This is a genomic window from Ottowia flava, from assembly GCF_008017535.1.
Classification (GTDB): domain Bacteria; phylum Pseudomonadota; class Gammaproteobacteria; order Burkholderiales; family Burkholderiaceae_C; genus Ottowia; species Ottowia flava.
This window is the reverse complement of record NZ_VRUA01000011.1, coordinates 1-23,768: the sequence shown is the minus strand read 5'-3', so window position 1 is coordinate 23,768 and position 23,768 is coordinate 1. Positions and strand designations below refer to the sequence as shown.

Below are 23,768 nucleotides of genomic sequence, written 5' to 3'. Positions count from 1 at the left end.
CAGGCCGAGGTTTTCTGATGGAAGGCAATCCGCTGCCGGACGCGCCCGAACCGGCTGCGCCGCAGGACTCTTACCGCCGGCCCATGCCCGGCGGGTTCCAGCGACTGACCCAGGCGCTGAACGCGCTGGGCACGCTGTGGATCGTGGCGCTCATGGTGCTGATCAACACCGACGTGCTCGGCAGGGACCTGCTCGGCACGCCGGTGCGCGGCGTGACCGAACTGGTGTCGCTGTCGATCGTCGGCATCGTGTTTCTGCAACTGGCCGACACCCTGGCCACGGGCCGCATGACACGCGCCGACGTGCTGCTCGACCGTCTCAAGCGCACCACGCCGTGGGCGGCCGATGTGCTGCAAGCGGTGTTCCACCTCGCAGGCGCGGGGCTGATGGCCGTCATCCTGTGGGCGGCGTGGGAGCCCTTGGTCGAGTCGATCCGCATTCAGGAATACGTGGGTGCCGTGGGCGACTTCACCGCGCCAGTCTGGCCGGTGCGCTTGATCATGCTGGTCGGCATCAGCGCCACGCTGATCACTTTCGTTCTGCTGGCCTGGATGGACGTGGCGCGTGCGCGCAGCCGAGGGAGGCCCGCATGAGCGCGATCACCGTCGCCAGCCTGTCTCTGCTGTTGATGCTGGTGCTGATCTGGGCCGGCATGCACGTGGCCGTGGTGCTGGGCATCGTGTCCTTCGTGGGCGTCTGGCTGATCCGTGGCGACGTGAGCGTGGCCGCCAACCTGCTGGCCACGGCCAGTCAGGATGCCATTGCCAGCCACATCTTCGGCGTCGTGCCGCTGTTCGTGCTGACCGGCTTTCTGGTCGCCATAGCCGACGTCGGCAAGGACGCGTTCGAGGTTGCCAACCAGCTGCTGCGGCGGCTGCGCGGCGGCCTGGGCATTGCCACCGTGGCGTCCAACGCGGTGTTCGCGGCGATCACCGGCATCTCGATCGCGTCGGCGGCGGTGTTCACGCGCGTGGCGGTGCCGGAGATGCTGCGCTTTGGCTACAACCCGCGCTTTGCCGTGGGCGTGGTGGCGGGTTCGTCGGTGCTGGGCATGCTGATCCCGCCCAGCCTGCTGATGATCCTGTACGGTTTCCTGGCCAACCAGTCCGTGGGCGACCTGTTCACCGCTGGCATCGTGCCGGGGCTGGTGCTGGCGTTGGCCTACGCCGTCGGCATCGTGCTGATGGCGACGCTGTGGCCGCGCAGCGTCTACGTCAATGGCGAAGGCGCGCGCGCGGTCGATGCCGAGTTGCTGCCCGTCGGCACGCTGGTGATGAAGCTGCTGCCCAGCGTGGTGCTGATTGTCGCCGTGCTGGGTGGTCTGTACGCGGGCTTCTTCACCGCGACCGAGGCCGGCGCGGTGGGCGCGGCCATCGCCCTGGTCATCGTGCTGGCGCGCCGCAAGCTCAATTTGCGCTCACTGTGGAGCGTGCTGACCGAAACCGGCCACGTCACCGTGTCGGTGAGCTTTCTGATCATCTGCGCCACCATCTACACGCGCATGCTGGCCATGTCGGGCATGCCGCAGTTCATGGTCGAGCACATGACGCAGATGGGCCTGGGTCCGACCGGCTTCTTGATCATCTACGTGGCGCTGGTGATTGCGCTGGGCATGATCATCGACTCGTCGTCGATCCTGCTGATCGTGCTGCCGCTGATGCTGCCCATCGCCGAGCAGTTCGGCATGAACCTGATCTGGTTCGGCGTTGTCACCGTGGTGGCGGTCGAGATCGGTTTGCTGACTCCGCCGTTCGGCCTGTCGGTGTACGTCATCAAGAGCACGCTGCAGGATTCGCGCATCAGCCTGGGCGACATCTTCCGCGGCACGCTGCCATTCACGCTGATGATGTTCGCAGTGCTGCTGCTGCTCATCTTCGTGCCCCAGATCAGCCTCGTGCTGCTCAAAGCCCCTGGAGGCTGACATGACTTCATTGACCAACCCCTTGGACGGCTTCACCGTGGACCGTGCGCAGATCCGCACCATCGGCCACGATCTGCAGCGGCCCGAATGCATCCTGGCTGAGCCAGACGGCACGCTCTGGTCCGCCGACGCGCGCGGCGGCGTGATGCGCATCGCGGCCGACGGCAGCCAGCGCTTCATTGGGCAGCGCAGTGATGCGCGTTTTGAAAGTGCCGCTGCGGCCACCAGCGACGAGCTGGAGCACAAGTTCACCACCGGCACCCTGCCCAATGGCCTAGCGTTCGCGGCCAATGGCGACCTGCTGATCAGCAACTTCGGCACCGACTGCCTGGAGCTGATGACGCGCGACGGCGACACGCGCACGCTGGTCGACCAGATTGACGGGCAGCCCATCGGCAAGGTCAACTTCGTGCTGCGCGATTCGAAGGACCGCGTATGGATCACCGTGTCGACCCGCGTCAATCCGTGGACCACGGCGGCCAGCTCGCGCGTGCGCGACGGCTTCATCGCGGTGCTGGAAGGCGGCGTACTGCGCGTGGTGGCCGACGGTTTTTTCTTCACCAACGAGATCCGCTTCGACGCGCGCGAAGAGTGGCTCTACATCGTCGAAACCACCGGCCCGCACATCACGCGCATGCGCGTGCAGGAAGGCGCGGGCGGGGTCGCGCTGACCGACCGCGAGGTCTTCGGCCCGCAGCGCCTGGGCGGCTTTCCGGATGGCATCGCCTTCGACAGCTTCGGCAACCTGTGGTGCACGCTGGTCATGGTGGATCAGCTGATCGCGCTGACACCGCAGGGCGACCAGCGCATGCTGCTGGACGATGGTGACCCTGTGGCGTCGCAAAACCTGCTGGACCGCATGGCCGCCGGCACGCTCACGGCCGACGACATGATGAAGGCGCGCGGCACGCTGGCGCCGTGGATGGCCAGCGTCACCTTTGGTGGGCCGGATCTGCGCACCGTCTACATCGGCAGCCTGATGGGCACCACGATTCCGTACTTCCGCTCGCCCGTTGCCGGCCTGCCCATGGTGCATTGGCGCGCCTGACTTCCCACGCACAAGGAGAACCCACGATGCCCCGCCAGTTTGTTGACCTGTCGATCTACCTCGAAAACGACGTCATTTCCGACCCGCCGGCGTTCGCGCCCAAGATCGAGTATTTCAATCACCAGAACTCGTTCGAGCAGATGGCGCCCTTCTTTCCTGGCCTGAAGCAGGAAGACCTGCCTGACGGCGAAGTCTGGGCGGTCGAGATGATCCAGCTGTCCACCCACAACGGCACGCACCTGGACGCGCCCTACCATTTCCATAGCACGATGGACAAGGCGCTGGGCGACAAGAAGGCGGCCTGGACCATCGACGAGGTGCCGCTGGAGTGGTGCTTCCAACCCGGCGTGAAGCTCGACTTCCGCCATTTCGCCGACGGCTACGTCGTCACGGCGCAGGACGTCGAGGCCGAGCTGAAGCGCATCGGCCACGAACTGGAGCCGCTCGAGATCGTCGTCGTCAACACGCGCGCGGGCAGTCGCTACGGCCACAACGACTACGTGGCTGCAGGCTGCGGCATGGGCTATGACGCGACCATGTACCTGCTTGAGCGCGGCGTGCGCTTGACCGGTACCGACGCCTGGAGTTGGGACGCGCCTTTCGTCTACACCGCCCAGAAGTACGCCGAATCGAAGGACGCCGGGCTGATCTGGGAAGGCCACAAGGCCGGGCGCGACATCGGCTACTGCCATCTGGAGAAGCTGCACAACCTGGAGGCGCTGCCCGCCAACGGGTTCACCATCTCGTGCTTTCCGCACAAGATCCGCGGCGCCTCGGCGGGCTGGACACGCGCGGTGGCCATCTTCGACGAGGCCTTGCAGGCGACCTGACCGGCGTTTTTATGAAAGAAAATGACCTGTGGCCTTAGATGGATCTGCGCGAACAGCTCCTGAAAACAGAGCAATCATGACGGAACTCGACTTCTCCCACGACCCTGCCGCGCGCAGCTGGCTGGCTTCGGCCCAGGCGCCGGGCGCGGACTTCCCGATCCAGAACCTGCCCTTTGGCGTGGTGCGCCGCCGCGGCAGTCAGGAGGCGCTGCGCGGCGCCGTCGCCATTGGCGATCAGGCGCTGGACCTGGCCGCATTGCACGGCAGGAGCGTGCTGACGGGCGACGCCGCGCAGGCTTTGGCGCTGGCCGCGCAGCCCGCGCTCAACGCCTTCATGGCGGCCGGCCCCGCGACCTGGCGCGCACTGCGGCACGCGCTTTTCAACGCGCTGCGCGACGACGCGCCGCCGGCTGTCCAGCAGGCCGTGGCCGGCTGCCTCATCCCGTTGACCGACGTCGAACATGCGCTGCCCACACGCCTGGGCGACTACACCGACTTCTACACCTCGCTGCACCACGCGGTGAACGTCGGCAAGCTGCTGTTTCCGGATCGCCCGCTCACGCCCAACTTCCAGTGGCTGCCCATCGCCTACCACGGGCGTGCGAGCAGCGTGGTGGTCAGCGGCACCGACTTTCATCGCCCGCACGGCCAGGCCATGCCGCCGGGCGCTGCCGCACCCGTGTACACGCCCTGCACACGACTCGATTACGAGCTGGAGATGGGTTTTTTCATCGGGCCCGGCAACGCCATGGGCCAGCCGGTCAAACTGGACGCTGCCGAGCAGCACATCTTCGGCATGTGCCTACTCAACGACTGGTCGGCGCGCGACCACCAGTTCTGGGAGATGGCGCCGCTGGGCCCTTTCCTGGGCAAGAACTTCTGCACCAGCATCTCGCCCTGGATCGTCACGATGGATGCGCTGGTGCCGTACCGTGTGCCGTTCGAGCGGCCCGAGGGCGACCCACAGCCGCTGGCCTATCTGGACGGCGCCGCCAACCGGGCTGCCGGCGGCGTGGATGTGCAGTTGTCGGTCGGCATCGAAAGCGCGCAGCACCGTGCCCATGGCCTGCCCGCGGCCGAGGTGTCGCGCACCAGCTTTCACCACCAGTACTGGACCATCGCGCAGATGCTCACGCAGCACACGGTCGGCGGCTGCAACCTGCAGGCAGGTGACCTGTGCGGCACCGGCACCATCAGCGGACCGACGCACGCCGAGGCCGGCGCCATCGTCGAACTCAGCGTGGGGGGCACGCAGCCCATCACGCTGGCAGGCACCGGCGAGCAGCGCACTTTTCTGCAGGACGGCGACGCCGTCATCCTGAGCGGCTGGTGTGAAAAGCCCGGCGCCGCACGCATCGGCTTTGGCAGCTGCCGGGGTACGGTCCTGCCCGCCCTCGCGGATTGATCAAGCTCCCTTGCGCGGCTGCGCCGCGTCAGCGCGGTCGTGGCAAGGTGATCTGCGCCACCAGGCCGCCGCCTTCGCGCGCCTTCAAACGTACCTGACCGCCGTGCGCGGTGGCGATGTTGCGCGCGATGGCAAGACCGAGCCCCGTACCACCCAGGCTGCGGTCGCGCGAGGCTTCGCCGCGCACGAAGGGTTCAAACATCCGGTCGTGGTCCTGAGAAGGAATGCCCGGGCCGCGATCGGCCACCTCGATGCGCGCCCAGTCGGGGGCTGCGTGTAAGCTGACCTCGGCGCTGCCGCCGTAGCGCAGCGCGTTGTCCACCAGGTTCTGCAGCATGCGCGTCAGCGCGCGCGGTGCACCGGTGATCACGATCGGCTCTCGGGTCGGCGCCAATTCGACCGGCTGTGCGAGGTCGACCGACTGGTCGACGAGCGCCTCGACCAGCGCCACCAGATCGACCGGCAGGCGCTGCTCACGCAGCTGTGCACTGCGGGCATACGCCAGGCCTTCGTTGATCAGGCCGTCCATGGCGTCGGCATCGGACTGCATGGCCTGGGTGGGTGCGTCGGCAGGCAGGTCGGCCAGCCGCAACTTGAGCCGCGTGAGTGGCGTCTTCAGATCGTGCGCGATGGCGCCCAGCATAAAGGTGCGCTCACGCAACTGCGCCTGCACGGCGCGCTGCATGGTGTTCAGGCTGGTGGCCAGCGTGCGGACTTCGGCTGGGCCGACCTCCGCCAGCGGCGGCGCGTTGGCGATGTTGGCCACCATGCGGCGTCCCGCAAAGGTGAGCCGCTCCAGCGGCCGGCTGACGGCGGCCACGGCCCACAGCGCGAGCAAGGACACCAGCGCCACCACCAGCGCGGCATACAGCAGCACCTGCCACAGCGCAGGCCGTGTGCTGGGCAAGGGCGCGTCGAACACGATGGCCAGGCGCTGCGTCGCGTCCAGCGGCAAGGCCAGTGCGGGATGCGCTTGCTCCGACGTGGCCGACACCGCGACATGGGTGCCGACCTGTGCTTGTACCGCCTGCCTCAGCGCCACCAGATCGCCGCCGGTCGACCGAGGCAGCGCTGCGGACGTTGGCCAGAGGGCCAGTCGGTAGCTGCCACGCCGCAGATCGGGCAACTGTGCCGCGCGCTCGTCGGGTGAAAGCGGTTGCAGGCGCGCGTGCAGCCAGCGCACGTCCTGCGCGGTCTGCGCGTTGGCCAAGTGCCGCGCCTCGAAGCCGCGCGATACGCCCACGGCGCCAAAGCTGAACACCTGCATCGCCGCCAGGCTGCCCACCAGGATGACCAGCAGCCGCAGGCGAAGCGAATCGCCCGGCGTCTTCACGGGCCCACCTCGTCGCTCCAGTGCACTTCCTTGGCCAGCACGTAGCCTTCGTTGCGCACGGTCTTGATGTAGTGCGGCTCCTTGGCGTCGTCGCCCAGGCGTTTGCGCAGGCGCGACACGCGCAGATCGATCGAGCGGTCGAACGCATCAGCGTCGCGCCCGGCCAGGTGCACAAGCAGCTGGTCGCGCGTGACGATGTGCTGCGGGTGGTCGAGCAGAAAGCGCAGCAACCCGAACTCGGCGCCGTTCAGGGGGACGGCCACGCCACGTTCGCCGAGCAGCAGTCGCTCGACGATGTCCAGGTGCCATTGCCCGAAGCGCGCGTAGCGCTGCGCGCGCTGGGGTGCCTGGCCCGGCGGGAGCATGCGCGCACGGCGCAGCACCGAGCGAATGCGCGCGACCAGTTCGCGCGGCGTGAACGGCTTGGGGACGTAGTCGTCCGCGCCCATCTCCAGGCCGATGATCCGGTCGACGTCGTCGCCCAGCGCGGTCAGCAGCACGATGGGGATGGCGGCATGTGGCGAGGCGCGCAACGACTGCAGGATCGCCAGGCCGTCTTCGCCCGGCAGCATGACGTCGAGCACGATCAGGTCGACCGGCGACTGCGCCAGCGCCGCACGCAGCGCACGCCCCGAAGGCAGCGCGCTCACGCGAAAGCCCTGGCGTTCCAGCTGTTCTGCCAGCAACTGGCGGATCGTGGGGTCGTCGTCCACCACGGCGATGTGGTCCAGGGAATCCATGGGCTGCAGTGTAGGCAGTGGCCGCGGCATTTTGTATCGCAGTTTGTCCGCTGGCTTGACCGACACGCAGCGGTACACGGAAGGCACGCGTCGGACATCTTTTTTTGGCTCGGTGCCGGTGCAATGGCGTCGTTGCCAACCACCAAGCGAAAGGAGCTTGACATGCACATCCCGACCACCTCTGCTGCCATCGCCCTTGCCGTGTTCTGCGCCAACGCAGCGGCCCAGAGTGCGACCCCCGCCGCAGGCGAAATGCCCTTGTTCCAGGAAAAGGGGCTGACGCACACAACATCGACGTCGACAACGCGCGACGCGGTTCAGGCCAAGGCGCGCAGTCAGCGACCGCTGGCGGGTGAAGTGCCCGCGCCGACGCAAGCGGTGCTGGAGCCAGGGCAGGCCAAGACCGAACGCCTGGCAGCGCCGCAACGTCGCCCCCAACGCGGCGATGCCGGCTGAGGCCATGCCGGTGGGCCGCCTGGGCTGGCGTGCGCTCCGGCGTGCGTGGGCGCTGGTCCGGTGGTCTGCCGCTCTGGCGGCGGCGCCGCACGGATGGGTGCCCTTGCCGCCCGCACCACCGCCGGGCGTGCTGGCCAAGGCCAACGCCCAGCCACTGCCCACCAGCCACCTGGTGGCGCTCCCGCAGTGCACCGTGACCGTTTGACATGAAGGTGAATCCGATGACCGTTTCCCCACAACCGAGAGGTACCGCTCGCGCCTTCAAGCGCCTGGCATGGGCCGCAGCCGGCGGTTTGATGCTGGTCGGCGCCGCGCTGAGCTTTGCCGCCAGCCGCACCGACCGCGAGATCCAGGCCGAGGCCGCGCGCGTCATCGCGCAGGCCAGCCGGCAGGCGCCACCTGCGCTGGCCTCGCTGGACGGGTTGCCCCCGCCGGTCGCACGCTACCTGCGCCTTGCGGTGCCGGCGCCGGTCGCGCACACGCGCATCGAGGTCACGGAATCCGGTGACTTCCGCCGGCCCAAGACCCATGCGTTCAACCCCACCACGGCACGGCAGGTGATCGCCACCGGCGCGCCCGCGATGCTCTTTGACGCCACCACCTGGGTCATTCCCAGCCTGGTGTGGGCGCGGGCCTACGACGCGTACGCCGAGGGCGAGATGACGATGAAGGCCAAGGTGATGTCTGCGTTTGCCGTGTTGGACGAGATGTCCTCCCCCGAGCTGAACCGGATTTCCCTGCGGCGCTGGCTGCTGGAAAGCCCGCTGTACCCGGTGGCCCTGCTGCCCGGCGGGCCGGTCACCTGGGAGCCGATCGACGACCGCCGTGCCCGCGCACGCGTCACCGCGGGCGGGCTGGCTGCGACGCTGGTCGCCACCTTTCGCGAGGACGGTCTGCTGGAAAGCTTCCACGCGGAGGAGGATGGGGACCTGAACACGCCCTACCACGGCTCTGGCGAGCACGTGCTGCGCGACAACTACCAGCCGCATGGCGGCATGCTCATTCCGATGGCCTTCACCATCTCGCGCATGGCGGACGGCAAGACCTACCCGTTCTGGCGGGGTAGGGTGACCGAGGTCGCGTACCGCTGACCGGGTGCAGGGCGGCTAGCGCGTCAGCACCCGCCACACGAGATCGAGTCCGGCAGACCAGAGATCACCCGCGATCTCGGCAGTCGGGTCTGGCCGGTTGCCCGACCAGCGTTCCTTCTGCTCCTCGCGCTTGGCGCGCTCGCGGTCGCGCTCGATCGTGACCAGTGCGTCCGCCAGATCGGTCGGGCGCGGGCTCTCCTCGGTGCGCTGTGCCTTTTGGCCGTAGCTGTTCAGGGCGCGCGCCACGGCGGTGGGGTCGAGCAGCGAAAGGGCTGAGCGGCAGTAAGGGCAGGCGTGGTTCTGCCGCAGATCGACGGGCGCCCCACAGCTGGTGCAGTGGATCACCTTCACCCGCTCGGCCAGATCGCTGATCTCCGGTGCGGTCAGCTGGCGCACGAAGCCCTTCTCGATCATGAAGGACGAGAAGGTGGTGAAGCGGCCGTGCTTTTCCGGGCAGCGGTGCGTGAAGTAACGCCCGCTCTTGACGACGTCAACCCCTTCCGCCAGTGTGCGGCGGCAGCGCGGGCAGTTCATGCGCTGGGCCAGCGGCGCGTGCGGGTCATTGCGGTGCTCATGCAGATGGCGAAACAGGTCGACCACGCCTTGCGGCGACATGCGCAGGTTTTCGTTGTCGTCGAACCAGATGCCGTGGCACGCGTGACACAGATCGAGCTCAAGATTCATGCCGACGTGGCTTTGGACGGTGAACGCCTGCATGGGCGAGCGGCAGGACGGGCAAGGCGTCGGGTTGGCGGCAAGGCGTTCGGGCATGTTGCGGCATGCTAGCGCAGGGCGCTTACCATTGCCCGGCCCGTTTGCTACCGTCCATCGCCGCCATGCCACGATTTCATGTTTCCGAACCGCTCAAGGCCGGGGCCGAACTGAGCTTGCCCGCCGGAGCTGCTCGCCATGTGCAGGTGTTGCGGCTGCAGCCGGGCGGCGAGATCGTCCTGTTCGACGGGGCCGGGGGTGAGTGGACCGCCACCATCACCGCGATGGGGCGCAGCGAGGTGCGCGTGCGCGTGGGCGTGCACTCGGCGATTGAGCGCGAGGCTGTGCGCCCGGTGCATCTGGCTACAGGCGTCATGGCGTCCGACCGCATGGACTGGCTGGTCGAGAAGGCCACCGAGCTGGGCGCGGCCTCGCTTACCCCCGTGCTGGCCGAGCGCAGCCCGCTGCGGCTGGCCGGCGAACGCGCGCAGAAAAAGCGCGCGCACTGGCGGGCCGTGGCCGCTGCTGCCGGCGAGCAAAGTGGCCGAAATCGCTTGATGAACGTGCGCGAACAGCTCACATTTCAGGAGCTATTTGGCGCTGCCCATGGCACCCGTTGGCTGCTCTCGCTTGACGCTTCGGCGCCGCGCCTGCACGCGCTCGCCTCAAAGCTGGCAGACGACGAAGCGGTCACGCTGCTTTCGGGCCCGGAAGGCGGCTTCAGTCCGACCGAAGAAGCCGCTGCGCGTGCCAGCGGCTTTGTGCCCGTCCACCTCGGTCCGCGCGTGCTGCGCGCCGAAACCGCCCCCCTGGCTGCGCTCGCCGTGCTGCTGAGCCAGGGTTGATTCCACTTCCATTCGGGCCCCGCGCATGAATCGCCATCTGCTGCTGCTGACTTTGTGTCAGGGCCTTTTCCTGACCAACAACGTCACCTTCATCGCCATCAACGGGCTGGTCGGGCTGCAGCTGGCGCCCTACGGCTGGATGGCTACACTGCCGGTGATGGGCTACGTGGTGGGCGGCGCGCTGTCCACGCCGCTGGTGGCGCGCACGCAGACGCGCTTCGGACGCCGAGGCTCGTTCCAGATCGGTCTGCTGGTGGCGCTTTTTTCGGCGCTGCTCGCGGCGTTTGCGGCGTGGTCGCGCCAGTTCTGGCTGCTGGTGGCGGCGACCATGATCGCGGGCTACTACAGTGCCAACGGCCAGTTGTACCGATTTGCCGCCGCCGAAGTGGTGGAACCCGGCTGGCGCGAAAAGGCGGTGTCGTTCGTCATGGCCGGCGGCTTGCTTGGCGCCATCATCGGCCCCAACCTGGCGTCATGGACGCGCGCGTTGCTGCCCACGCCCTTCGTCGGTGCCTACCTCGCGCTGGCGGTGATCGCCGTGATCGCCATGGGCGTGATGACGCAGGTGGAGTTTCCGCCCGCGCCGCCAAAAAAAGCTGGTGCCGAGGCCGGTCGGCCCTTGGGCGAAATCATGCGGCAGCCGGTGTTCATCGTGGCGGCGCTGGGCGCCGCACTGGGTTATGGCGTGATGAATCTTTTGATGGCCGCCACGCCGCTGGCCATGCAGGTCTGCGGCTTCGAGTTCGGTGACACCGCCACGGTGCTGCAGTGGCACGTGATAGGCATGTTTGCGCCGGGCTTCTTCACTGGCCATCTGATCAAGCGCTTCGGCACGCTGCCCGTCATGGGTGCGGGCGTGGTGCTGAACGCGCTGTGCGTGGCGATTGCGCTGTCGGGCGTCGACCTGCACCAGTTCCTGGCGGCGCTGTTCCTGCTCGGCGTGGGCTGGAACTTCCTCTTCACCGGCAGCACGACGCTGGCGCTGACGGCTTACCGGCCCGAGGAGAAGGACCGTGCGCAGGCCGCCATCAACTTCTGTGTTTTCGCGACCATGGCCTTCACCTCGTTCGCCAGCGGCGCGCTGGTCACGACGCAGGGCTGGACTTGGTTGAACCTGGGTTCGCTGCCGGTGATGGGCGTTGTCGCGCTGGCCCTGCTGTGGCTGGGTATGCGTTCGCGGCGCGCCCCTGTTGCCAGTGTTTGATATCAATTCAGGAGCTGTCCGCGCAGTCTGGAAAAGGGCTGACGGCCGTTTTCACTTGAAGTTAACTCAGGCCGGCGCGCCCGACCATTCGAGCGCCATGGCAGGGTAGCGCGACCACAGCCACTGTTGCAGCATGTCGTACACCGGCTGGCGCTGCAGCTCGTGGAACAGCGCGTGGAAGTGCATCGGGAAGCCGTGCGAGGTGACCACCTCCGGCGGCGCGGTCTGCGCAAACTGGCGGCTGCCAGCCGGGTCGACCAGCTTGTCCTGCCCCGCGTACAGCAGCAGCGTGGGCACCTTCCAGCGCGGCGCGCGGGCCAGCACGGCAGGCCCGGCGCTGACGAGGAAGTGCGCCAGGCGGGCGCTCATGCGGTCGTGCTGAAGCGCGTCCAGTCGGAACGCTTGCGCCATCGTCACGTCGTGCGTCAGCATCTCGGGAGGCACGCCGATGCCGAGCGGCCATTGCGGCACGATGGCATTCAACGACCGCACCAGCGCGCGCTGGGCGAAACCTAAACCGGCCCTGAGCGGTGGTGAAGACAGCACCAGCCCGTCAATACGTCGAAGCTTCTGAGATACCAGGCGCGCAGCAACCAGGCCGCCAAGGCAGTGGCCGAACAGGATCAGCGGCAGGCGGTCGTCCATGCGCGCGCGCGTGTCGTCGATCACCGCCGCCAGGTCCTGAATTAGCCGGTCATCCTGCGGCAATTCCCCCCGCTGGCCGCTGGACTCGCCGTGGCCGTAGTGGTCGTAGCCACGCACGGCGAAGCCCCACTGGTTCAGGCTGTCCGCCAGATCGGTGTAGTGGCCGATGTGCTCGCCCAGGCCATGCAGCATCAGCACCTGTCCGCGGATCGGCCAGCCGATCGACAGGGGCCAGTCATGGAGTGCGAGCGTGTCGTCCAGCGCGCTGCCGGGCAGCGTGGGCGTCACGTCGGAGCTCAAGGCATGCGGGCGATCACTTCAGCGACCGCCGCAGTCAGGCGTTTCGCATAGGGCACGTGCAGGAATTCGTTGGGCCCGTGCGCGTTGCTGCGGGGGCCAAGCACCCCGCAGACCATCATCTGTGCCGTGGGAAAGCCTTCGCTCAGCTGGCTCATCAGCGGAATCGTGCCGCCCTGGCCGATGTACCCGCAGGGCGCGCCGAAGTGCCCTTGCGATGCCACGTCGAGTGCCTGCGCAAACCAGTCAGCCGAGCCAGGCGCGTTCCAGCCCGTGGACCCGCCCTGGCTGTCGAAGGTCACGCGCGCCTGGTAGGGCGCGTTGTCTTCCAGCAGCGCCTTCAACTCCTGCACGGCGCGTGCCGCGTCGACCAGCGGCGGCAGCCGCAGGCTGAGCTTGAACGCGGTGTAGGGCCGCAGCACGTTGCCCGCGTCCTGCAGGGCTGGAAAACCTTCGGCCCCGGTCACGCTGAGCGTGGGGTGCCAGGTGCGCGCCAGCAGCGCGTCGACCGGGTTGCTGGTCATGGGCAGCACGCTTTGTTCTTTGCCGCCGCAGTCGTAATGCACCCAGGGAAAGCGCTTGAACAGGTCTTCGCCCAGGATGGCGGCGGTCGCCTTGGCCTGCTCGACGCGCTCGTCGGGGATGGTGCAATGGAAGCTGGCTGGCAGCAGGCGGCCGGTGGCTGAATCTTCCAGCCGGTCGAGCACGTGGCGCAGGATCCGGAAGCTGCTGGGCACCAGGCCAGACGCGTCGCCCGAGTGCACGCCTTCGGTCAGCACCTCCACCTTCAGCGTGCCGGCAGCCATGCCGCGCAGGCTGGTGGTCAGCCACAGCTGGTCGTAGTTGCCGGCGCCCGAATCCAGGCACACCACCAAGCCGACGTCGCCGAGGCGCGGGCGCAGGGCGTCGATGTAGGGCAGCAGGTCGGGCGAGCCGCTTTCCTCGCTGGTTTCGATCAGGCCGACGATGCGCGGGTGCGGCACGTTCTGGCTTTTGAGCGCCCGAACCGCGGCGATGGCAGCGTACACCGCGTAGCCATCGTCCGCGCCGCCGCGGCCGTACAGCTTGCCGTCTTCGTACTTGGGCGTCCAGGGGCCGAGGTCGTTGCGCCAGCCGTTGAATTCAGGCTGCTTGTCCAGGTGCCCGTACATCACCACGGTCTGCGTGGCGCTGGGCTTGGTGCCTTCGATCTCGAAGAAGATCACCGGCGTGCGCTCACCGATGCGCACCACTTCCAGCGTGAGGCCCGGCACTTTCTGCGCTTCGACCCATTGCGCGGCGTTGCGCACCACGGTGTCGATGAAGCCGTGCTGCTGCCAGTCGGCGTCGAAGGTGGGCGACTTGGCCGGGATGGCAATGTAGTCTGTCAACTGCCCCAGGATGTCGCTATCCCATTGGGCATCGATCTGCTGCTGGGCATCTGCAGCCTTCAGCAGCGGTGCAGACATTTCTCGGTGGAGCGGAGCGTTCATGGCAGTGGGGCCGTCGAACGGCATAAAACTTAAGTTACAGCAACTGTACCGGCGGGACACGTCAGTCGATACGGACGGCCGATAGTTTTACTCAATGATGACGATTGAGGGCGACGCTGTCCGAGAAACCGTGCTGTCGACGCAGGAAACTCCCGCCGATATATTGCGCCGCATGACCGCATTGAACGATTTCCCCATCACCCAGAAATGGCCCGCGCAGCACCCCGACCGGCTGCAGCTGTATTCGTTGCCCACGCCCAACGGCGTGAAGGTGTCGATCATGTTGGAAGAGACCGGCTTGCCGTATGAAGCGCACCGGGTCAGCTTCGACACGCAGGACCAGCTGTCGCCGGCGTTCCTGTCGCTCAACCCGAACAACAAGATCCCCGCCATCCTCGACCCCAACGGCCCCGGCGGTCAGCCGCTGGCGCTGTTCGAATCGGGCGCCATCCTGGTCTATTTGGCCGACAAGACCGGCCAGCTGATGCCCGCCGACCCGGCGCGCCGCTACGAGACCCTGCAATGGGTGATGTTCCAGATGGGCGGCATCGGCCCCATGTTTGGTCAGATCGGCTTCTTCCACAAGTTCGCCGGCAAGGACTACGAGGACAAGCGTCCGCTGGGCCGCTACGTCGCCGAAAGCCAGCGCCTGCTCGGCGTGCTGGACGGCCACCTGAAGGGCCGGCGCTGGATGATGGGTGACGACTACTCCATCGCCGACATCGCCATCTTCCCCTGGGTGCGCAACCTGATCGGCTTTTACGGCGCCCGCGATCTGGTCGAGTACGACCGCTTCACCGAGGTCGACCGCGTGCTCGGCGCCTTCGTGGCGCGCCCGGCGGTCGAGCGCGGGCTGCAGATCCCGCCAGCACCCTGACGCGTGGGCGCCGCGCAGCTTTCAAGACAAATGAGGCTGTAGCCCTACATGGATCTGCGCAAGCAGCTAGGTAAAACATAGCATAACTCCATGACTACGCGAGCACGCCAACCCCAGGTCCATGTCGGCATCGGCGGCTGGAGCTTTGACGGCTGGCGCGGCGGCGCCTTCTACCCGAGCGGCCTGCGCGCGGCCGATGAACTGGCCTACGCCGGCCAGCACCTGAGCGGGCTGGAGATCAACGCCACCTACTACACGACCCCCGCGCCCGCGACATGGGCGCGTTGGGCCAGCCAAGTGCCGGCCAGCTTCGTCTTCAGCGTCAAGGCGCACCGCATGGCGACGCTGCGGCGCGAGCTGGCGGCCGGCGCGCAAGCCGTGGCGCATTTTCTGGACAGCGGCGTCACCGACCTGGGCGCACACCTTGGCCCCATCGTCTGGCAGCTGCGGCCGACCTACGCGTTTGATGCGGCCGACGTCGAGCTGTTCTTCGCCACGCTGCCGGACGCGGTGAACGGCCAGCGTCTGCGCCACGTGCTGGAGCCGCGCCACGCCAGCTTCGCCTGCGCCGACTACCTGGCGCTGGCGCGCGCCTACGGCGTGGCCACGGTGGCGACAGACTCGCCGGACTACCCCAACATTTTCGACCCGACCGCCGACTTCGTCTACGCGCGCCTGATGCGCAGCGAAGAGCGTTACGCCACCGGCTATTCGCGCCCAGCGCTGAAGCGCTGGGCCGAGCGCGTCCACACCTGGCAAGCCGGCCAGCTGCCCGAAGACCTGCCGCTGATCGATGCCGACGGCACGCGCAGTCTGGGCCAGGCGCCGCGCGACGTGTTCGTGCAGTTCATCAGTGGCGCGAAGGCGCGCAACCCGGCGGCGGCGCAGGCGCTGATCGGGCTGCTGGGCGCCGACTGAAGGCGCCAGCGACCTCTGCGCCGCGGCCGGCGCGCCTACGCCAATGCCCTGTTCGCTCAGGGTGCAAAGCGCTCGCCCTATCATCGGCGCGTGCCGGCCTACCAGTCAGCACACACGTTCTCAGGGCGGGGTGAAACTCCCCACCGGCGGTATCTGCCTTCACGGCAGGAGCCCGCGAGCGCTTGGTTGGCCAGCCCATGGCCGAGCAGGGTCAGCAGATCTGGTGCGATGCCAGAGCCGACGGTCACAGTCCGGATGAAAGAGAGCGTGCGACGCGCGGCGCCGTGGGCCGCGCGCGGTCGCCGTCACGGCATGGCCGCGCGCGCCTGGCGCCCGCGTGTCGCGTGCGCCCTGATTCATTGGTCGACATCCTGCTCAAGGAATCCTGTCATGAATCAGCCTGTGTCTCTGGCTTCTTCTTCCACGTCTTTCACCCCCGCTGCACCGGGTCTGCCCGTCGCCTGGATTGCCGCGCAGTGGCATACCGACATCGTCGAGCGTGGCCACGAAGGCTTTGCCGCCGAATGGGCGCGCCTGCATGGCGCGGCTGCGCCAGCGCCGGCCATCGAGCGTTTCGCCGTGCCCGGTGCCTTCGAGATGCCGCTGCTGGCCCAGCGCCTGGCGCGCAGCGGGCGCTACGCCGCCGTGGTTGCTTGCGCGCTGGTGGTGGACGGCGGCATCTACCGCCACGAGTTCGTCGCCGCCGCGGTGGTCGACGGCCTGATGCGCGTGCAGCTGGACACCGGCGTGCCGGTGTTCTCGGTCTCGCTGACGCCCAAGGACTTCCACGAACACGCCACGCACCGCGACTTCTTCAGCCGCCACTTCGTCGACAAAGGTGCAGAGGCCGCGCGCGCCTGCCAGCAGACGCTGGCGGTGCACGCGGCGGTGTAAACGGGCGCTGTGGCGCTTGCGCCCCCCGCGCGTTGTCTGTTATTTGCTATCAAAAAAGAAGCTATTTGCGCAGATGGTTGTAGGGCTGGCGGTTGTTTTTATTCAAAACACCCGCTGTTGAACAACTGACCTCAGGCTGGCACGCCGGCCAGGAATTTTTCGACCGTCGTGGCTAGGATGATGGGCGTCTCATCCATCGGGTAGTGCCCGGCGTTGGCCATCACTTCCAGTTGCGCCTGCGGGTAATGCTCCAGCCAAGTGGCGCGGCACACGGCTTCGCTGAGGGCCGGGTCGTGCTCGCCCGGCACGACCAGCACGGGCAGCTTCTGGCCCTGGATGCGGTCGACAAAATTGGCCGTGGCCCAGGACGGCATGTAGCCGGCCACGGCTTCATCGTCGGAATGGGTTTGCGTGCTGGCGACCATGGCGTCCAGCCAGGTGCCCGTCAGGCGGCTGCCAGAGGTGAAGTCCAGGATCGTTCGGCGCGCACCCGGGTCGCTGCCCGCGGCGGTGAACAGCTGCCAGCCTTGTTCGTCCAGACCCGCGCCCGAGGCCGGCACCGGCGTCAGCGCGACAAGGCTGCGCACGCGCTCGGGCGCGGCGGCCAGCACCTGCTGGATCGCGGCGCCGCCCATCGAATGGCCCATCAGCGAGAAGCGCTGCCAGCCCAGCGAATCGGCCAGCGCGAGCGCGTCATGAGCGATCTGTTCGATCGTGTACGGACCGCCCGATCCCTTCATGCCGCCGTAGCCGCGCTGGTCCATGAAGGCGTAGCTGAAGTCTTTGCCGTTCAGGTGCTGCGGAAACGGACCCCAGCCTTTGGCGTGGCCAAACCAGCCGTGCAGGGCGATGACCTTGTGCGGGCCGTTGCCGACGATTTGATGGGTATTGGGCATGTCGCGTGTCTCCTGTGGTGATGGATGCCGCGCATCATACGAAGGGACGGCGTTTTCACCGATGCGCATGTGCGAGCTTTCCCGCAAGATGCCCGCTTTGACCCTGCACCGAATCTGCCTGCTTCATGCTGACTGGAGACATGCTGCGCCGCTCGGCGGCCCGCTTCCCCGACAAACCCGCCATCGTCTTCCGCGGCCCGGATGGCGCCCGCGCCACTATCACCTACCAAGCGCTGGATAAGCGCGCCAACCAGCTGGCGCACGCGCTGTTGGCGCTGGGCCTGGCCAAGGGCACGAAGGTGTCGATGCTGTCGCGCAACGTGCTGGACTACGGCACGGTGTTCTTCGGCGTGGCCCGCACCGGGCTGGTGCTGAACAACGTGTCCATCCTCTACGCCGACGACGAGTTGGCCTGGGTGCTGAACAAGAGCGACACCGAGGTGCTCATCGTTGATGCGGCGTTCGCCGCGCGCATCCCGGTCGTGCGCGCGCAGGTGCCCGACCTGCGCCAGGTCATCGTGATCGGCGATGCGCCGGACGCCGACGCGCCCAGCCTGGACGCCTTCATCGCCGGCCAGCCGAGCAGCGAGCCCGACGTGGCGCTGGACGAGCGCGATGCGTTTTGCATGACCTACACCGGCGGCACCACCGGCCGCCCCAAGGGCGTGCTGGTCAGCCACCGCGCGCGCGACGTGACGGCGCACACCGTCGTGGTTGAAGAGCGCCTCGTGCCCGAAGACGTGGTCGCCATCGTCACGCCGCTGTTCCACGTGGCGGCGCTGAACATCATGTTCCAGCCGGCCATGCTGGTCGGCGCGACGTGCGTTCTCGTCACGCCCTGGTCGCCCGCGGCCTTCATCGCGGCGGTGGCGGCCGAGGGCATCACCGCCGCCTTCATGGTGCCCACGCAAGCCAACAGCCTGGTCACCTTTGCCGGCTTTGACGCGGCCGCGCTGGCCAGCTGGACCAAGCTGTCTTTTGCCGGCGCGCCCATGCCCGACTGGGTGCAGGTCGAGCTGATGCAAAAGCTGCCGCAGCTGCGTCTGACGCAGATCTACGGCCAGAGCGAGATGGGCGTGATCGCTGCGCTGCCGCACCACCTGCTGCCGGCCAAGCTGGGCAGCGTGGGGCGCCAGCCTTTCAACGTCGACCTGGCCGTGCTGCGCGCCGACGGCACGCCGGTGGCGGTGGGCGAGATCGGTGAAGTCGCCACGCGCGGCGACAACGTCATGCTGCGTTACTACAACGAGCCGGAGCAGACCGCGGCCTTCTTCAAGCAAGGCCACGGCTGGGGCTTGTCGGGCGACGTGGCGACGGTGGACGCGGATGGCTGCATCACCCTGGTGGATCGCGCGAAGGACATGCTGATTTCAGGGGGCGAGAACGTCTATCCGAAAGAAATCGAAGACGCCATCTACGGCTTGCCCGCGGTGGCCGAGGTCGCCGTGTTCGGTATCCCGGACGACAAGTTCGGCGAAGTGCCGGCGGCCTTCATCCAACTCAAGCCTGGCGCCGCGTTGGCCGAAGCCGACGTCGTCGCGCGCTGCGAAGCGCAGTTGGCGCGCCTCAAACGCCCGCGCCTGGTGCGCTTCGTCGACGGCTTTCCCAAAACGCCGATCGGCAAGATCCAGAAGAACCTGCTGAAAGCGCCGTTCTGGGAAGGCCGCAAGAAGATTTGACGCATCGGCGCATGGCGCGTCACCCACCATTCGCCAAAAAAAGAGGAGACAGCATGAACCACGAATCCTTGAACACTGCCAACACCGCCATGAACACCACCGCGCGCCGCCGCCATCTGCTGGCAGGCGGTTCGCTGCTGCTGGGCGCGTCCGCGGTCGGCCTGCCGCGCCTGGCGCGCGCGCAAGGGCAGAAGATCCGCGTCGGCTTCATGCTGCCGTACACCGGCACGTTTGCGCAGATCGGCAACGCGATCGAGGCCGGTTTTCGCATGGCGATCGCCGAGCAGGGCGGCAAGCTGGCCGGGCGCGAGGTGGAATTCATCAAGCTGGACGACGAATCGGAGCCGTCCAAGGGCGTGGAAAACGCGCAGAAGCTGGTGCAGCGCGACAAGGTCGACGTGATCGTCGGCACCGTGCATTCGGGCGTGCAAATGGGCATCCAGAAGGTCGCACGCGAAACCGGTGTGCTGTGCCTGATCCCCAACGCCGGCGTGCACGCGGCCACGCGCGCGATGTGCGCGCCCAACGTGTTCCGCACCAGCTTCAGCAACAGCCAGCCCACGCTGGCGCTGGGCAAGCCGATGGTCGACCGCGGCCTGAAGAAGGCGGTCTGGATCAGCTGGAAGTACGCCGCGGGTGAAGAGGCGTTCGAAGGCTTCAAGGACAGTTACACCAAGGCCGGCGGCACGATCATCAAGGACCTGTGGCTGCCCTTCCCGAACGTGGAATTCCAGGCGCTCTTGACCGAGATCGCCAGCCTGAAGCCCGACGCCGTGGCCTGCATGTTTGCCGGCGCGGGCGCGGGCAAGTTCATCACCGATTACGCGCGTGCGGGGCTGAAGGGCAAGATCCCCTTGTGGGGGTCCGGCTTCTTGACCGAGGGCGTGTTGGACGCCGCTGGCCCCGCCGCCGACGGCATCATGACCACCATGCACTACAGCGATTCGCTGGACACGCCGCGCAACAAGCAGTTCCGCACCGAGTACGCCAAGATGTTCAAGTCGCAGCCGGACGTGTATTCGGTGCAAGGCTACGACGCGGGGCAACTGCTGGCCACCGGCGCCAAGGCGGTGAATGGCGACTTGAACGCCAAGCCCGCGCTGTACAAGGCGATGGAGTCGGCCGTGATCGACAGCCCGCGCGGCAAGTGGACCATGAGCAAGGCTCACAACCCGGTGCAGGACTTCTACCTACGCGAGGTCGTCAAGGGCGAGAACAAGGTGATTGGCGTGGCCGCCAAGGCGCTGTCGGACTCCGGCGCGGGCTGCAAGCTGGGCTGATCGAAACGCCTAGCCTGCTATACAAAAAGAAGCTGCTCGCGCAGTAGGGCGTAGCGCTGGAGGCCGATTTCTTTTGAAATCGGTGCTTCAGCTCGCCCCCTTGGGGCCCAACTCAATGCGCAGGCCCTCGGGGAGCACGCGCAGCGCGTTCACCGCCCAGCCCAGGTTGCGCGCCATGCCCAGGTATTCCTCGGGGATGCGGTACAGCACCATGTTCGACAGCAGGGTTTCGGCCGCGCGCGGTCCGTACTGCGACAGCAGCTGGCGCTGCGCGGGCGGCACCTGGTCGACGTCGACGCGGTTGACCTTGAGGTCGGCCATGCGGATGGCGCCCTCCTTGTCGTCAAAGCGCAGGCCGTAGTTCAGGTCCAGCGCGCCGGTGTAGCGCGAGCCGGTCAGCTTCTCGGCCAGCACCAAGTCCACCGCCGTGCCCAGCCGGTTGGTCTGCGGCAGCAGGCGCAGGCGCGGCGACTGCAGCGACAGATCGGCCAGGCCCGAGAAGTTGCGCGTGTACGGAAAGCGCTTGGCCACCAGATCGTTCAGCTGGCCTTGCGACAGTGTCATTGTGCGCAGCACGTTGGCGGCGCTGCTGCCTGCCGCGCACGCGCCCAGCGGCGCCAGCAGGACGGCGATGCCGGCGCCGGCAAACAGGCGCTGACACTGGCGCCGCGTCAGGGGAGAGGTGGACTCGGGCATCGTGTTCAGAACAGTTGACCCAGGTCGATGATCGCATCCACCACCAAGCGCGAGCCGACCGGCATCAGCACGATGTCGTTGGCCACGCGCCCATAGCGGTAGCCGGCCGGTGGCGGGCCCAGTTGGACCAGGACCGGCTGCGGCAGCGCGTAATAGGCCACTCCGGCAGGCAGCGGTCGGCCCACGGCCCATTTGCGCGCCTGTCCCGGCGGCATGCAGCCGTTGTGCTTCTTCGCCAGGCCCGGCGGGCAGTGGCCGGTGCGCACTTGCTGGCCGTACCAGTCGCGGGCGTAGCGGCGGTGGCTGTCGTTGAAGTAGTGGCCGGGAGTGATGGCGACGACCGACCCGTGGCCTGGCCGGTCGGCGTGGCGCCGGTCGCGGTCACCGCGGTGGCGGTGGCCCTGGTCGTCGTCGTTGCCTGGGTGGTTGCCGCGGTGGTTCCAGCGGCGGTCGTCACCACGGCGATCGTGCTTGTCGTGTTTGTCCCGCTTGTTGTGGTGCTTGTCGCGTTGCTCACCTTGTGCGTGCTTGTGGCCGCCGGCCCATTCGGGCTTGTCGGCCCAGGCGCTGTGCAGGGCCAGCGCCGCGCCAGCGGCGAGCAGCCAAGCGCGGGCGGCGCGGGTGCGCGTCATCGCTGGGATCATTCGTGGGGCTTTCTTGTGGGGTGCTGAAACGGTGATGGAGACGTGCTGCGCGCGTCAGCCGCCGTTGGCGCCCGGGTCGCGCACGAAGGGGTGACTCTTGCCGCTGCGGTCACCGCCGTAGTAACCGCGGTCGTAGCGGTCGTAACGGTCGCGATCGCGGTTGTGGCGGTCGTAGCGATGGTCGCGGTCCCGCTGCCAGCCGTTGCCATCGTTGTAGCGGTCGTTGCGGCTGCGGCGGTGCTTGTCGTGGCGCCGGTCGGCGTCGTGGTTGAAATGGTCGATGCGCCGGCCATAGCGGTCAAAGCCTTTGCTGGCGCCCGGTGAATCCTGGGCCACAGCGCCGCCCCAGGCGACCGTGGCCGCCAGGGCCAGCAAACCCATGCGCAGGTGGCGCAAAGCAGCGGTTTTCATGGAGAGTTCCTTTCTGGTCAGTGGACGGAAGAGACGGATGCCCACCGTTGGGGGCCGTTCGTCCGCGCTCGGGCAGGCACTCGGCGCCCGGATCCCGGTGTCCCCAGCTTAGGTCGGTGACGCGGTTCGCCTGTAGGACGCTGCCGCGTTCCCGCCCGGCCAAGGTCGCATCCGGGCGCCAAGTGTTTCGGCGCTTGGCGCTGTGCTTCTAACCGTTACGGCCGCCAGCCCAGGCCGTCGGTGGTGCCGTTCGGCACGGCACCGCGCTGCGGCCGGTATTCACAGCCCACCCAGCCGTCCCAGCCGCAAGCGGCGGCGACGTCGTCGATCACGTTCAACAGGTAGCGGTAGTTCAGCTCGCCCACGCTGGGTTCGTGCCGCTCGGGCACGCCGGCGATCTGGAAATGGCCCACGCGGCCAGTCGGCAGGTATTCGCGGATCTTGGTGGCGATGTCGCCTTCCATGATCTGCGCGTGGTACAGGTCGAACTGCACCTTCAGGTTGGGCGCGCCCACCGCCCGCACCACGGCGTGCGCCTGGTCCTGGCGGTTCAGGAAGAAGCCAGGCATGTCGCGCGTGTTGATCGGCTCGATCAGGATGTCTACGCCCGCGGCTGCCGCCTGTTGCGCTGCCCAGCGCAGATTGCTCTCATAAACGGAGCTTGCGGCGCTGATGGTTGTATGGCTATCGGTCGATTTGGCTTGAATGCCGGCCATGCAGTGCACGCGCGGGCACTGCAGTGCCTCGGCGTAGCGCAGTGCCCATTGCACACCGGTGCGGAAGTCCGCCTCGCTGCCGGGTAGGCTGGCCGTGCCGCGCAAACCGTCGGCCCAGGCGCGCTCAAACCCCGCCGCGTCGGCGCCGCCCGGTGGCGCGTTGAACAGCACTTGCTGCAGCTCGTTGCCGCGCAGGCGCGCCGCGATCTCTTCGGGCGCGAAGCTGTAGGGGAAGAGGAATTCCACCCCTTTGAAACCATCGCGCGCGGCGGCGTCAAAGCGGTCGAGGAACGGCAGCTCTGGGTAGAGCATGCTGAGGTTGGCGGCGAGGCGGGGCATGGTGGCAGCTTCAAATAACGTACCCCAACAGCATTCCAATTTGTGGGCCTGTGCTCGTTGGGCGTCGATCGCTCATGAGATATCCGAGCTGTCGACGGCCATTTCTAATGACATCGTATTTCCTGGAAGTTCGGGGGCAAGCTGTCGCTGTTGCCACTCCGCGTAGGTTTCCTGACTGCCCTGAACGGTCCACTTGATACGCCCATTTGCGGAACGTCCCGATATCACAGCCGCAGCCGCACTGGGGCTGGTAAACGAATAGCTTTCCATAAACACGCGTTTTCCATTCGACGGCGGCGCAAGCACCCCGCCCGCGACAAGTTGTTCGAAAAGTGCTTGATACCCGCTAGGGATTCTCTGCACGAATCCACGCCTGATGTGCTTGCAAGGGCCTGAAGCCCAGACAATACAGACATGAAG

Annotated in this window: 26 protein-coding genes and 1 riboswitch; of the genes, 15 read left to right on the top strand and 11 right to left on the bottom strand. The window is 67.4% G+C overall.

Features of this window, described 5'->3' with window-relative positions; all coding sequences use genetic code 11:
• Nucleotides 1–17: 17 nt before the first annotated feature.
• The 5 genes from FVQ98_RS12110 to fahA all read left to right on the top strand — a co-directional run bounded on the left by FVQ98_RS12110 (nucleotide 18) and on the right by fahA (nucleotide 5,204).
• Nucleotides 18–593: a TRAP transporter small permease subunit gene (locus FVQ98_RS12110; protein ID WP_147913705.1), complete on the top strand. Its 576-nt coding sequence runs from the start codon at nucleotides 18–20 to the stop codon at nucleotides 591–593.
• A complete protein-coding gene (locus FVQ98_RS12105; protein ID WP_147913704.1) occupies nucleotides 590–1,921 on the top strand; it encodes a TRAP transporter large permease in 1,332 nt (443 codons plus the stop codon). The genes FVQ98_RS12110 and FVQ98_RS12105 overlap by 4 nt, the downstream gene beginning before the upstream one ends.
• Nucleotide 1,922: 1 nt before the next feature.
• On the top strand, nucleotides 1,923–2,969 hold the full coding sequence (locus FVQ98_RS12100; protein ID WP_147913703.1) for an SMP-30/gluconolactonase/LRE family protein: 1,047 nt from the start codon (nucleotides 1,923–1,925) through the stop codon (nucleotides 2,967–2,969).
• A gap of 26 nt (nucleotides 2,970–2,995) precedes the next feature.
• Nucleotides 2,996–3,799, top strand: a complete 804-nt coding sequence (locus FVQ98_RS12095; protein WP_147913702.1) for a cyclase family protein — start codon at nucleotides 2,996–2,998, stop codon at nucleotides 3,797–3,799.
• A gap of 76 nt (nucleotides 3,800–3,875) precedes the next feature.
• A complete protein-coding gene (gene fahA / locus FVQ98_RS12090) occupies nucleotides 3,876–5,204 on the top strand; it encodes a fumarylacetoacetase (RefSeq protein WP_147913701.1) in 1,329 nt (442 codons plus the stop codon).
• A gap of 28 nt (nucleotides 5,205–5,232) precedes the next feature.
• Here fahA and FVQ98_RS12085 read toward each other — a convergent pair whose 3' ends face one another.
• On the bottom strand, nucleotides 5,233–6,537 hold the full coding sequence (locus tag FVQ98_RS12085) for a sensor histidine kinase (RefSeq protein WP_147913700.1): 1,305 nt from the start codon (nucleotides 6,535–6,537) through the stop codon (nucleotides 5,233–5,235).
• Entirely contained in the window at nucleotides 6,534–7,277 is a 744-nt protein-coding gene (locus tag FVQ98_RS12080; protein WP_147913699.1) for a response regulator, read from the bottom strand. Before FVQ98_RS12080 ends, FVQ98_RS12085 begins: the two co-directional genes overlap by 4 nt.
• A gap of 162 nt (nucleotides 7,278–7,439) precedes the next feature.
• Between FVQ98_RS12080 and FVQ98_RS12075 the strand changes: the two genes are divergently transcribed.
• The 3 genes from FVQ98_RS12075 to FVQ98_RS12065 are packed head-to-tail and all read left to right on the top strand — an operon-like array spanning nucleotide 7,440 to nucleotide 8,824.
• Entirely contained in the window at nucleotides 7,440–7,733 is a 294-nt protein-coding gene (locus FVQ98_RS12075) for a hypothetical protein (RefSeq protein ID WP_147913698.1), read from the top strand.
• The gene (locus FVQ98_RS12070; protein ID WP_147913697.1) at nucleotides 7,723–7,938 is read left to right on the top strand and encodes a hypothetical protein; all 216 of its coding nucleotides are present in this window, start codon (nucleotides 7,723–7,725) and stop codon (nucleotides 7,936–7,938) included. The genes FVQ98_RS12075 and FVQ98_RS12070 overlap by 11 nt, the downstream gene beginning before the upstream one ends.
• A 16-nt stretch (nucleotides 7,939–7,954) precedes the next feature.
• The gene (locus FVQ98_RS12065; RefSeq protein ID WP_222707601.1) at nucleotides 7,955–8,824 is read left to right on the top strand and encodes a DUF6920 family protein; all 870 of its coding nucleotides are present in this window, start codon (nucleotides 7,955–7,957) and stop codon (nucleotides 8,822–8,824) included.
• A gap of 15 nt (nucleotides 8,825–8,839) precedes the next feature.
• On the opposite strand, the gene FVQ98_RS12060 is transcribed toward FVQ98_RS12065, so the two are convergent.
• A complete protein-coding gene (locus FVQ98_RS12060) occupies nucleotides 8,840–9,595 on the bottom strand; it encodes a zf-TFIIB domain-containing protein (RefSeq protein WP_147913696.1) in 756 nt (251 codons plus the stop codon).
• A gap of 65 nt (nucleotides 9,596–9,660) precedes the next feature.
• Here FVQ98_RS12060 and FVQ98_RS12055 point away from each other — a divergent pair, with 65 nt between their 5' ends.
• Both FVQ98_RS12055 and FVQ98_RS12050 read left to right on the top strand, forming a co-directional pair.
• Nucleotides 9,661–10,380: a 16S rRNA (uracil(1498)-N(3))-methyltransferase gene (locus FVQ98_RS12055; protein WP_147913695.1), complete on the top strand. Its 720-nt coding sequence runs from the start codon at nucleotides 9,661–9,663 to the stop codon at nucleotides 10,378–10,380.
• A gap of 25 nt (nucleotides 10,381–10,405) precedes the next feature.
• On the top strand, nucleotides 10,406–11,584 hold the full coding sequence (locus tag FVQ98_RS12050) for an MFS transporter (RefSeq protein ID WP_147913694.1): 1,179 nt from the start codon (nucleotides 10,406–10,408) through the stop codon (nucleotides 11,582–11,584).
• A gap of 66 nt (nucleotides 11,585–11,650) precedes the next feature.
• On the opposite strand, the gene FVQ98_RS12045 is transcribed toward FVQ98_RS12050, so the two are convergent.
• Together FVQ98_RS12045 and FVQ98_RS12040 are read right to left on the bottom strand one after the other, a co-directional pair.
• Entirely contained in the window at nucleotides 11,651–12,529 is an 879-nt protein-coding gene (locus tag FVQ98_RS12045; RefSeq protein WP_147913693.1) for an alpha/beta hydrolase, read from the bottom strand.
• Nucleotides 12,526–13,998: a M20/M25/M40 family metallo-hydrolase gene (locus FVQ98_RS12040; protein WP_147913692.1), complete on the bottom strand. Its 1,473-nt coding sequence runs from the start codon at nucleotides 13,996–13,998 to the stop codon at nucleotides 12,526–12,528. Before FVQ98_RS12040 ends, FVQ98_RS12045 begins: the two co-directional genes overlap by 4 nt.
• 172 nt (nucleotides 13,999–14,170) lie before the next feature.
• Between FVQ98_RS12040 and FVQ98_RS12035 the strand changes: the two genes are divergently transcribed.
• The 3 genes from FVQ98_RS12035 (at nucleotide 14,171) to FVQ98_RS12025 (ending at nucleotide 16,687) form a co-directional block, all read left to right on the top strand.
• The gene (locus FVQ98_RS12035; RefSeq protein WP_147913691.1) at nucleotides 14,171–14,875 is read left to right on the top strand and encodes a glutathione S-transferase N-terminal domain-containing protein; all 705 of its coding nucleotides are present in this window, start codon (nucleotides 14,171–14,173) and stop codon (nucleotides 14,873–14,875) included.
• Between the two features lie 90 nt (nucleotides 14,876–14,965).
• Nucleotides 14,966–15,793 carry a DUF72 domain-containing protein gene (locus FVQ98_RS12030; protein ID WP_147913690.1) on the top strand — a complete coding sequence of 276 codons (828 nt, stop codon included), beginning with the start codon at nucleotides 14,966–14,968 and terminating at the stop codon, nucleotides 15,791–15,793.
• A gap of 112 nt (nucleotides 15,794–15,905) precedes the next feature.
• Nucleotides 15,906–16,064, top strand: a riboswitch (FMN riboswitch).
• A 119-nt stretch (nucleotides 16,065–16,183) separates the two neighbouring features.
• Complete coding sequence (locus FVQ98_RS12025; protein WP_147913689.1) at nucleotides 16,184–16,687, top strand: 6,7-dimethyl-8-ribityllumazine synthase; 504 nt, start codon at nucleotides 16,184–16,186, stop codon at nucleotides 16,685–16,687.
• Nucleotides 16,688–16,818: 131 nt separating this feature from the next.
• Here the strand turns inward: FVQ98_RS12025 and FVQ98_RS12020 are convergent, their stop codons facing one another.
• A complete protein-coding gene (locus tag FVQ98_RS12020; RefSeq protein ID WP_147913688.1) occupies nucleotides 16,819–17,583 on the bottom strand; it encodes an alpha/beta fold hydrolase in 765 nt (254 codons plus the stop codon).
• Between the two features lie 125 nt (nucleotides 17,584–17,708).
• On the opposite strand from FVQ98_RS12020, the gene FVQ98_RS12015 reads away from it, so the two are divergent.
• Both FVQ98_RS12015 and FVQ98_RS12010 read left to right on the top strand, forming a co-directional pair.
• Nucleotides 17,709–19,262, top strand: a complete 1,554-nt coding sequence (locus FVQ98_RS12015; protein WP_147913687.1) for an AMP-binding protein — start codon at nucleotides 17,709–17,711, stop codon at nucleotides 19,260–19,262.
• An 89-nt stretch (nucleotides 19,263–19,351) separates the two neighbouring features.
• Nucleotides 19,352–20,542, top strand: coding sequence for an ABC transporter substrate-binding protein (locus FVQ98_RS12010; protein ID WP_147913793.1), 1,191 nt, complete (start codon nucleotides 19,352–19,354; stop codon nucleotides 20,540–20,542).
• 87 nt (nucleotides 20,543–20,629) lie between these two features.
• Here FVQ98_RS12010 and FVQ98_RS12005 read toward each other — a convergent pair whose 3' ends face one another.
• The 5 genes from FVQ98_RS12005 to FVQ98_RS11985 form a co-directional block, all read right to left on the bottom strand.
• A complete protein-coding gene (locus FVQ98_RS12005; RefSeq protein WP_147913686.1) occupies nucleotides 20,630–21,238 on the bottom strand; it encodes a DUF1439 domain-containing protein in 609 nt (202 codons plus the stop codon).
• A 5-nt stretch (nucleotides 21,239–21,243) separates the two neighbouring features.
• Nucleotides 21,244–21,870 (bottom strand): hypothetical protein, encoded by a 627-nt coding sequence (locus FVQ98_RS12000; RefSeq protein ID WP_147913685.1) that lies wholly within the window; start codon nucleotides 21,868–21,870, stop codon nucleotides 21,244–21,246.
• A gap of 66 nt (nucleotides 21,871–21,936) precedes the next feature.
• Nucleotides 21,937–22,293 carry a hypothetical protein gene (locus FVQ98_RS11995; protein ID WP_147913684.1) on the bottom strand — a complete coding sequence of 119 codons (357 nt, stop codon included), beginning with the start codon at nucleotides 22,291–22,293 and terminating at the stop codon, nucleotides 21,937–21,939.
• A gap of 215 nt (nucleotides 22,294–22,508) precedes the next feature.
• Entirely contained in the window at nucleotides 22,509–23,348 is an 840-nt protein-coding gene (gene otnI / locus FVQ98_RS11990; protein ID WP_147913683.1) for a 2-oxo-tetronate isomerase, read from the bottom strand.
• A 72-nt stretch (nucleotides 23,349–23,420) separates the two neighbouring features.
• Nucleotides 23,421–23,768: DUF4357 domain-containing protein (locus FVQ98_RS11985; protein WP_147913682.1), on the bottom strand; the 348-nt coding region annotated here is incomplete at its 5' end.

Excerpts from the sequence above, each read along its gene's own strand:
- FVQ98_RS12110 (WP_147913705.1), top strand. The coding sequence starts at position 18 with ATGGAAGGCAATCCGCTGCCGGACGCGCCCGAACCGGCTGCGCCGCAG.
- FVQ98_RS12105 (WP_147913704.1), top strand. The coding sequence starts at position 590 with ATGAGCGCGATCACCGTCGCCAGCCTGTCTCTGCTGTTGATGCTGGTG.
- FVQ98_RS12100 (WP_147913703.1), top strand. The coding sequence starts at position 1,923 with ATGACTTCATTGACCAACCCCTTGGACGGCTTCACCGTGGACCGTGCG.
- FVQ98_RS12095 (WP_147913702.1), top strand. The coding sequence starts at position 2,996 with ATGCCCCGCCAGTTTGTTGACCTGTCGATCTACCTCGAAAACGACGTC.
- fahA (WP_147913701.1), top strand. The coding sequence starts at position 3,876 with ATGACGGAACTCGACTTCTCCCACGACCCTGCCGCGCGCAGCTGGCTG.
- FVQ98_RS12080 (WP_147913699.1), bottom strand. The coding sequence starts at position 7,277 with ATGGATTCCCTGGACCACATCGCCGTGGTGGACGACGACCCCACGATC.
- FVQ98_RS12075 (WP_147913698.1), top strand. The coding sequence starts at position 7,440 with ATGCACATCCCGACCACCTCTGCTGCCATCGCCCTTGCCGTGTTCTGC.
- FVQ98_RS12070 (WP_147913697.1), top strand. The coding sequence starts at position 7,723 with ATGCCGGCTGAGGCCATGCCGGTGGGCCGCCTGGGCTGGCGTGCGCTC.
- FVQ98_RS12065 (WP_222707601.1), top strand. The coding sequence starts at position 7,955 with ATGACCGTTTCCCCACAACCGAGAGGTACCGCTCGCGCCTTCAAGCGC.
- FVQ98_RS12060 (WP_147913696.1), bottom strand. The coding sequence starts at position 9,595 with ATGCCCGAACGCCTTGCCGCCAACCCGACGCCTTGCCCGTCCTGCCGC.
- FVQ98_RS12055 (WP_147913695.1), top strand. The coding sequence starts at position 9,661 with ATGCCACGATTTCATGTTTCCGAACCGCTCAAGGCCGGGGCCGAACTG.
- FVQ98_RS12050 (WP_147913694.1), top strand. The coding sequence starts at position 10,406 with ATGAATCGCCATCTGCTGCTGCTGACTTTGTGTCAGGGCCTTTTCCTG.
- FVQ98_RS12040 (WP_147913692.1), bottom strand. The coding sequence starts at position 13,998 with ATGAACGCTCCGCTCCACCGAGAAATGTCTGCACCGCTGCTGAAGGCT.
- FVQ98_RS12035 (WP_147913691.1), top strand. The coding sequence starts at position 14,171 with ATGACCGCATTGAACGATTTCCCCATCACCCAGAAATGGCCCGCGCAG.
- FVQ98_RS12030 (WP_147913690.1), top strand. The coding sequence starts at position 14,966 with ATGACTACGCGAGCACGCCAACCCCAGGTCCATGTCGGCATCGGCGGC.
- FVQ98_RS12025 (WP_147913689.1), top strand. The coding sequence starts at position 16,184 with ATGAATCAGCCTGTGTCTCTGGCTTCTTCTTCCACGTCTTTCACCCCC.
- FVQ98_RS12020 (WP_147913688.1), bottom strand. The coding sequence starts at position 17,583 with ATGCCCAATACCCATCAAATCGTCGGCAACGGCCCGCACAAGGTCATC.
- FVQ98_RS12015 (WP_147913687.1), top strand. The coding sequence starts at position 17,709 with ATGCTGACTGGAGACATGCTGCGCCGCTCGGCGGCCCGCTTCCCCGAC.
- FVQ98_RS12010 (WP_147913793.1), top strand. The coding sequence starts at position 19,352 with ATGAACACCACCGCGCGCCGCCGCCATCTGCTGGCAGGCGGTTCGCTG.
- FVQ98_RS12005 (WP_147913686.1), bottom strand. The coding sequence starts at position 21,238 with ATGCCCGAGTCCACCTCTCCCCTGACGCGGCGCCAGTGTCAGCGCCTG.
- FVQ98_RS12000 (WP_147913685.1), bottom strand. The coding sequence starts at position 21,870 with ATGACGCGCACCCGCGCCGCCCGCGCTTGGCTGCTCGCCGCTGGCGCG.
- FVQ98_RS11995 (WP_147913684.1), bottom strand. The coding sequence starts at position 22,293 with ATGAAAACCGCTGCTTTGCGCCACCTGCGCATGGGTTTGCTGGCCCTG.
- otnI (WP_147913683.1), bottom strand. The coding sequence starts at position 23,348 with ATGCCCCGCCTCGCCGCCAACCTCAGCATGCTCTACCCAGAGCTGCCG.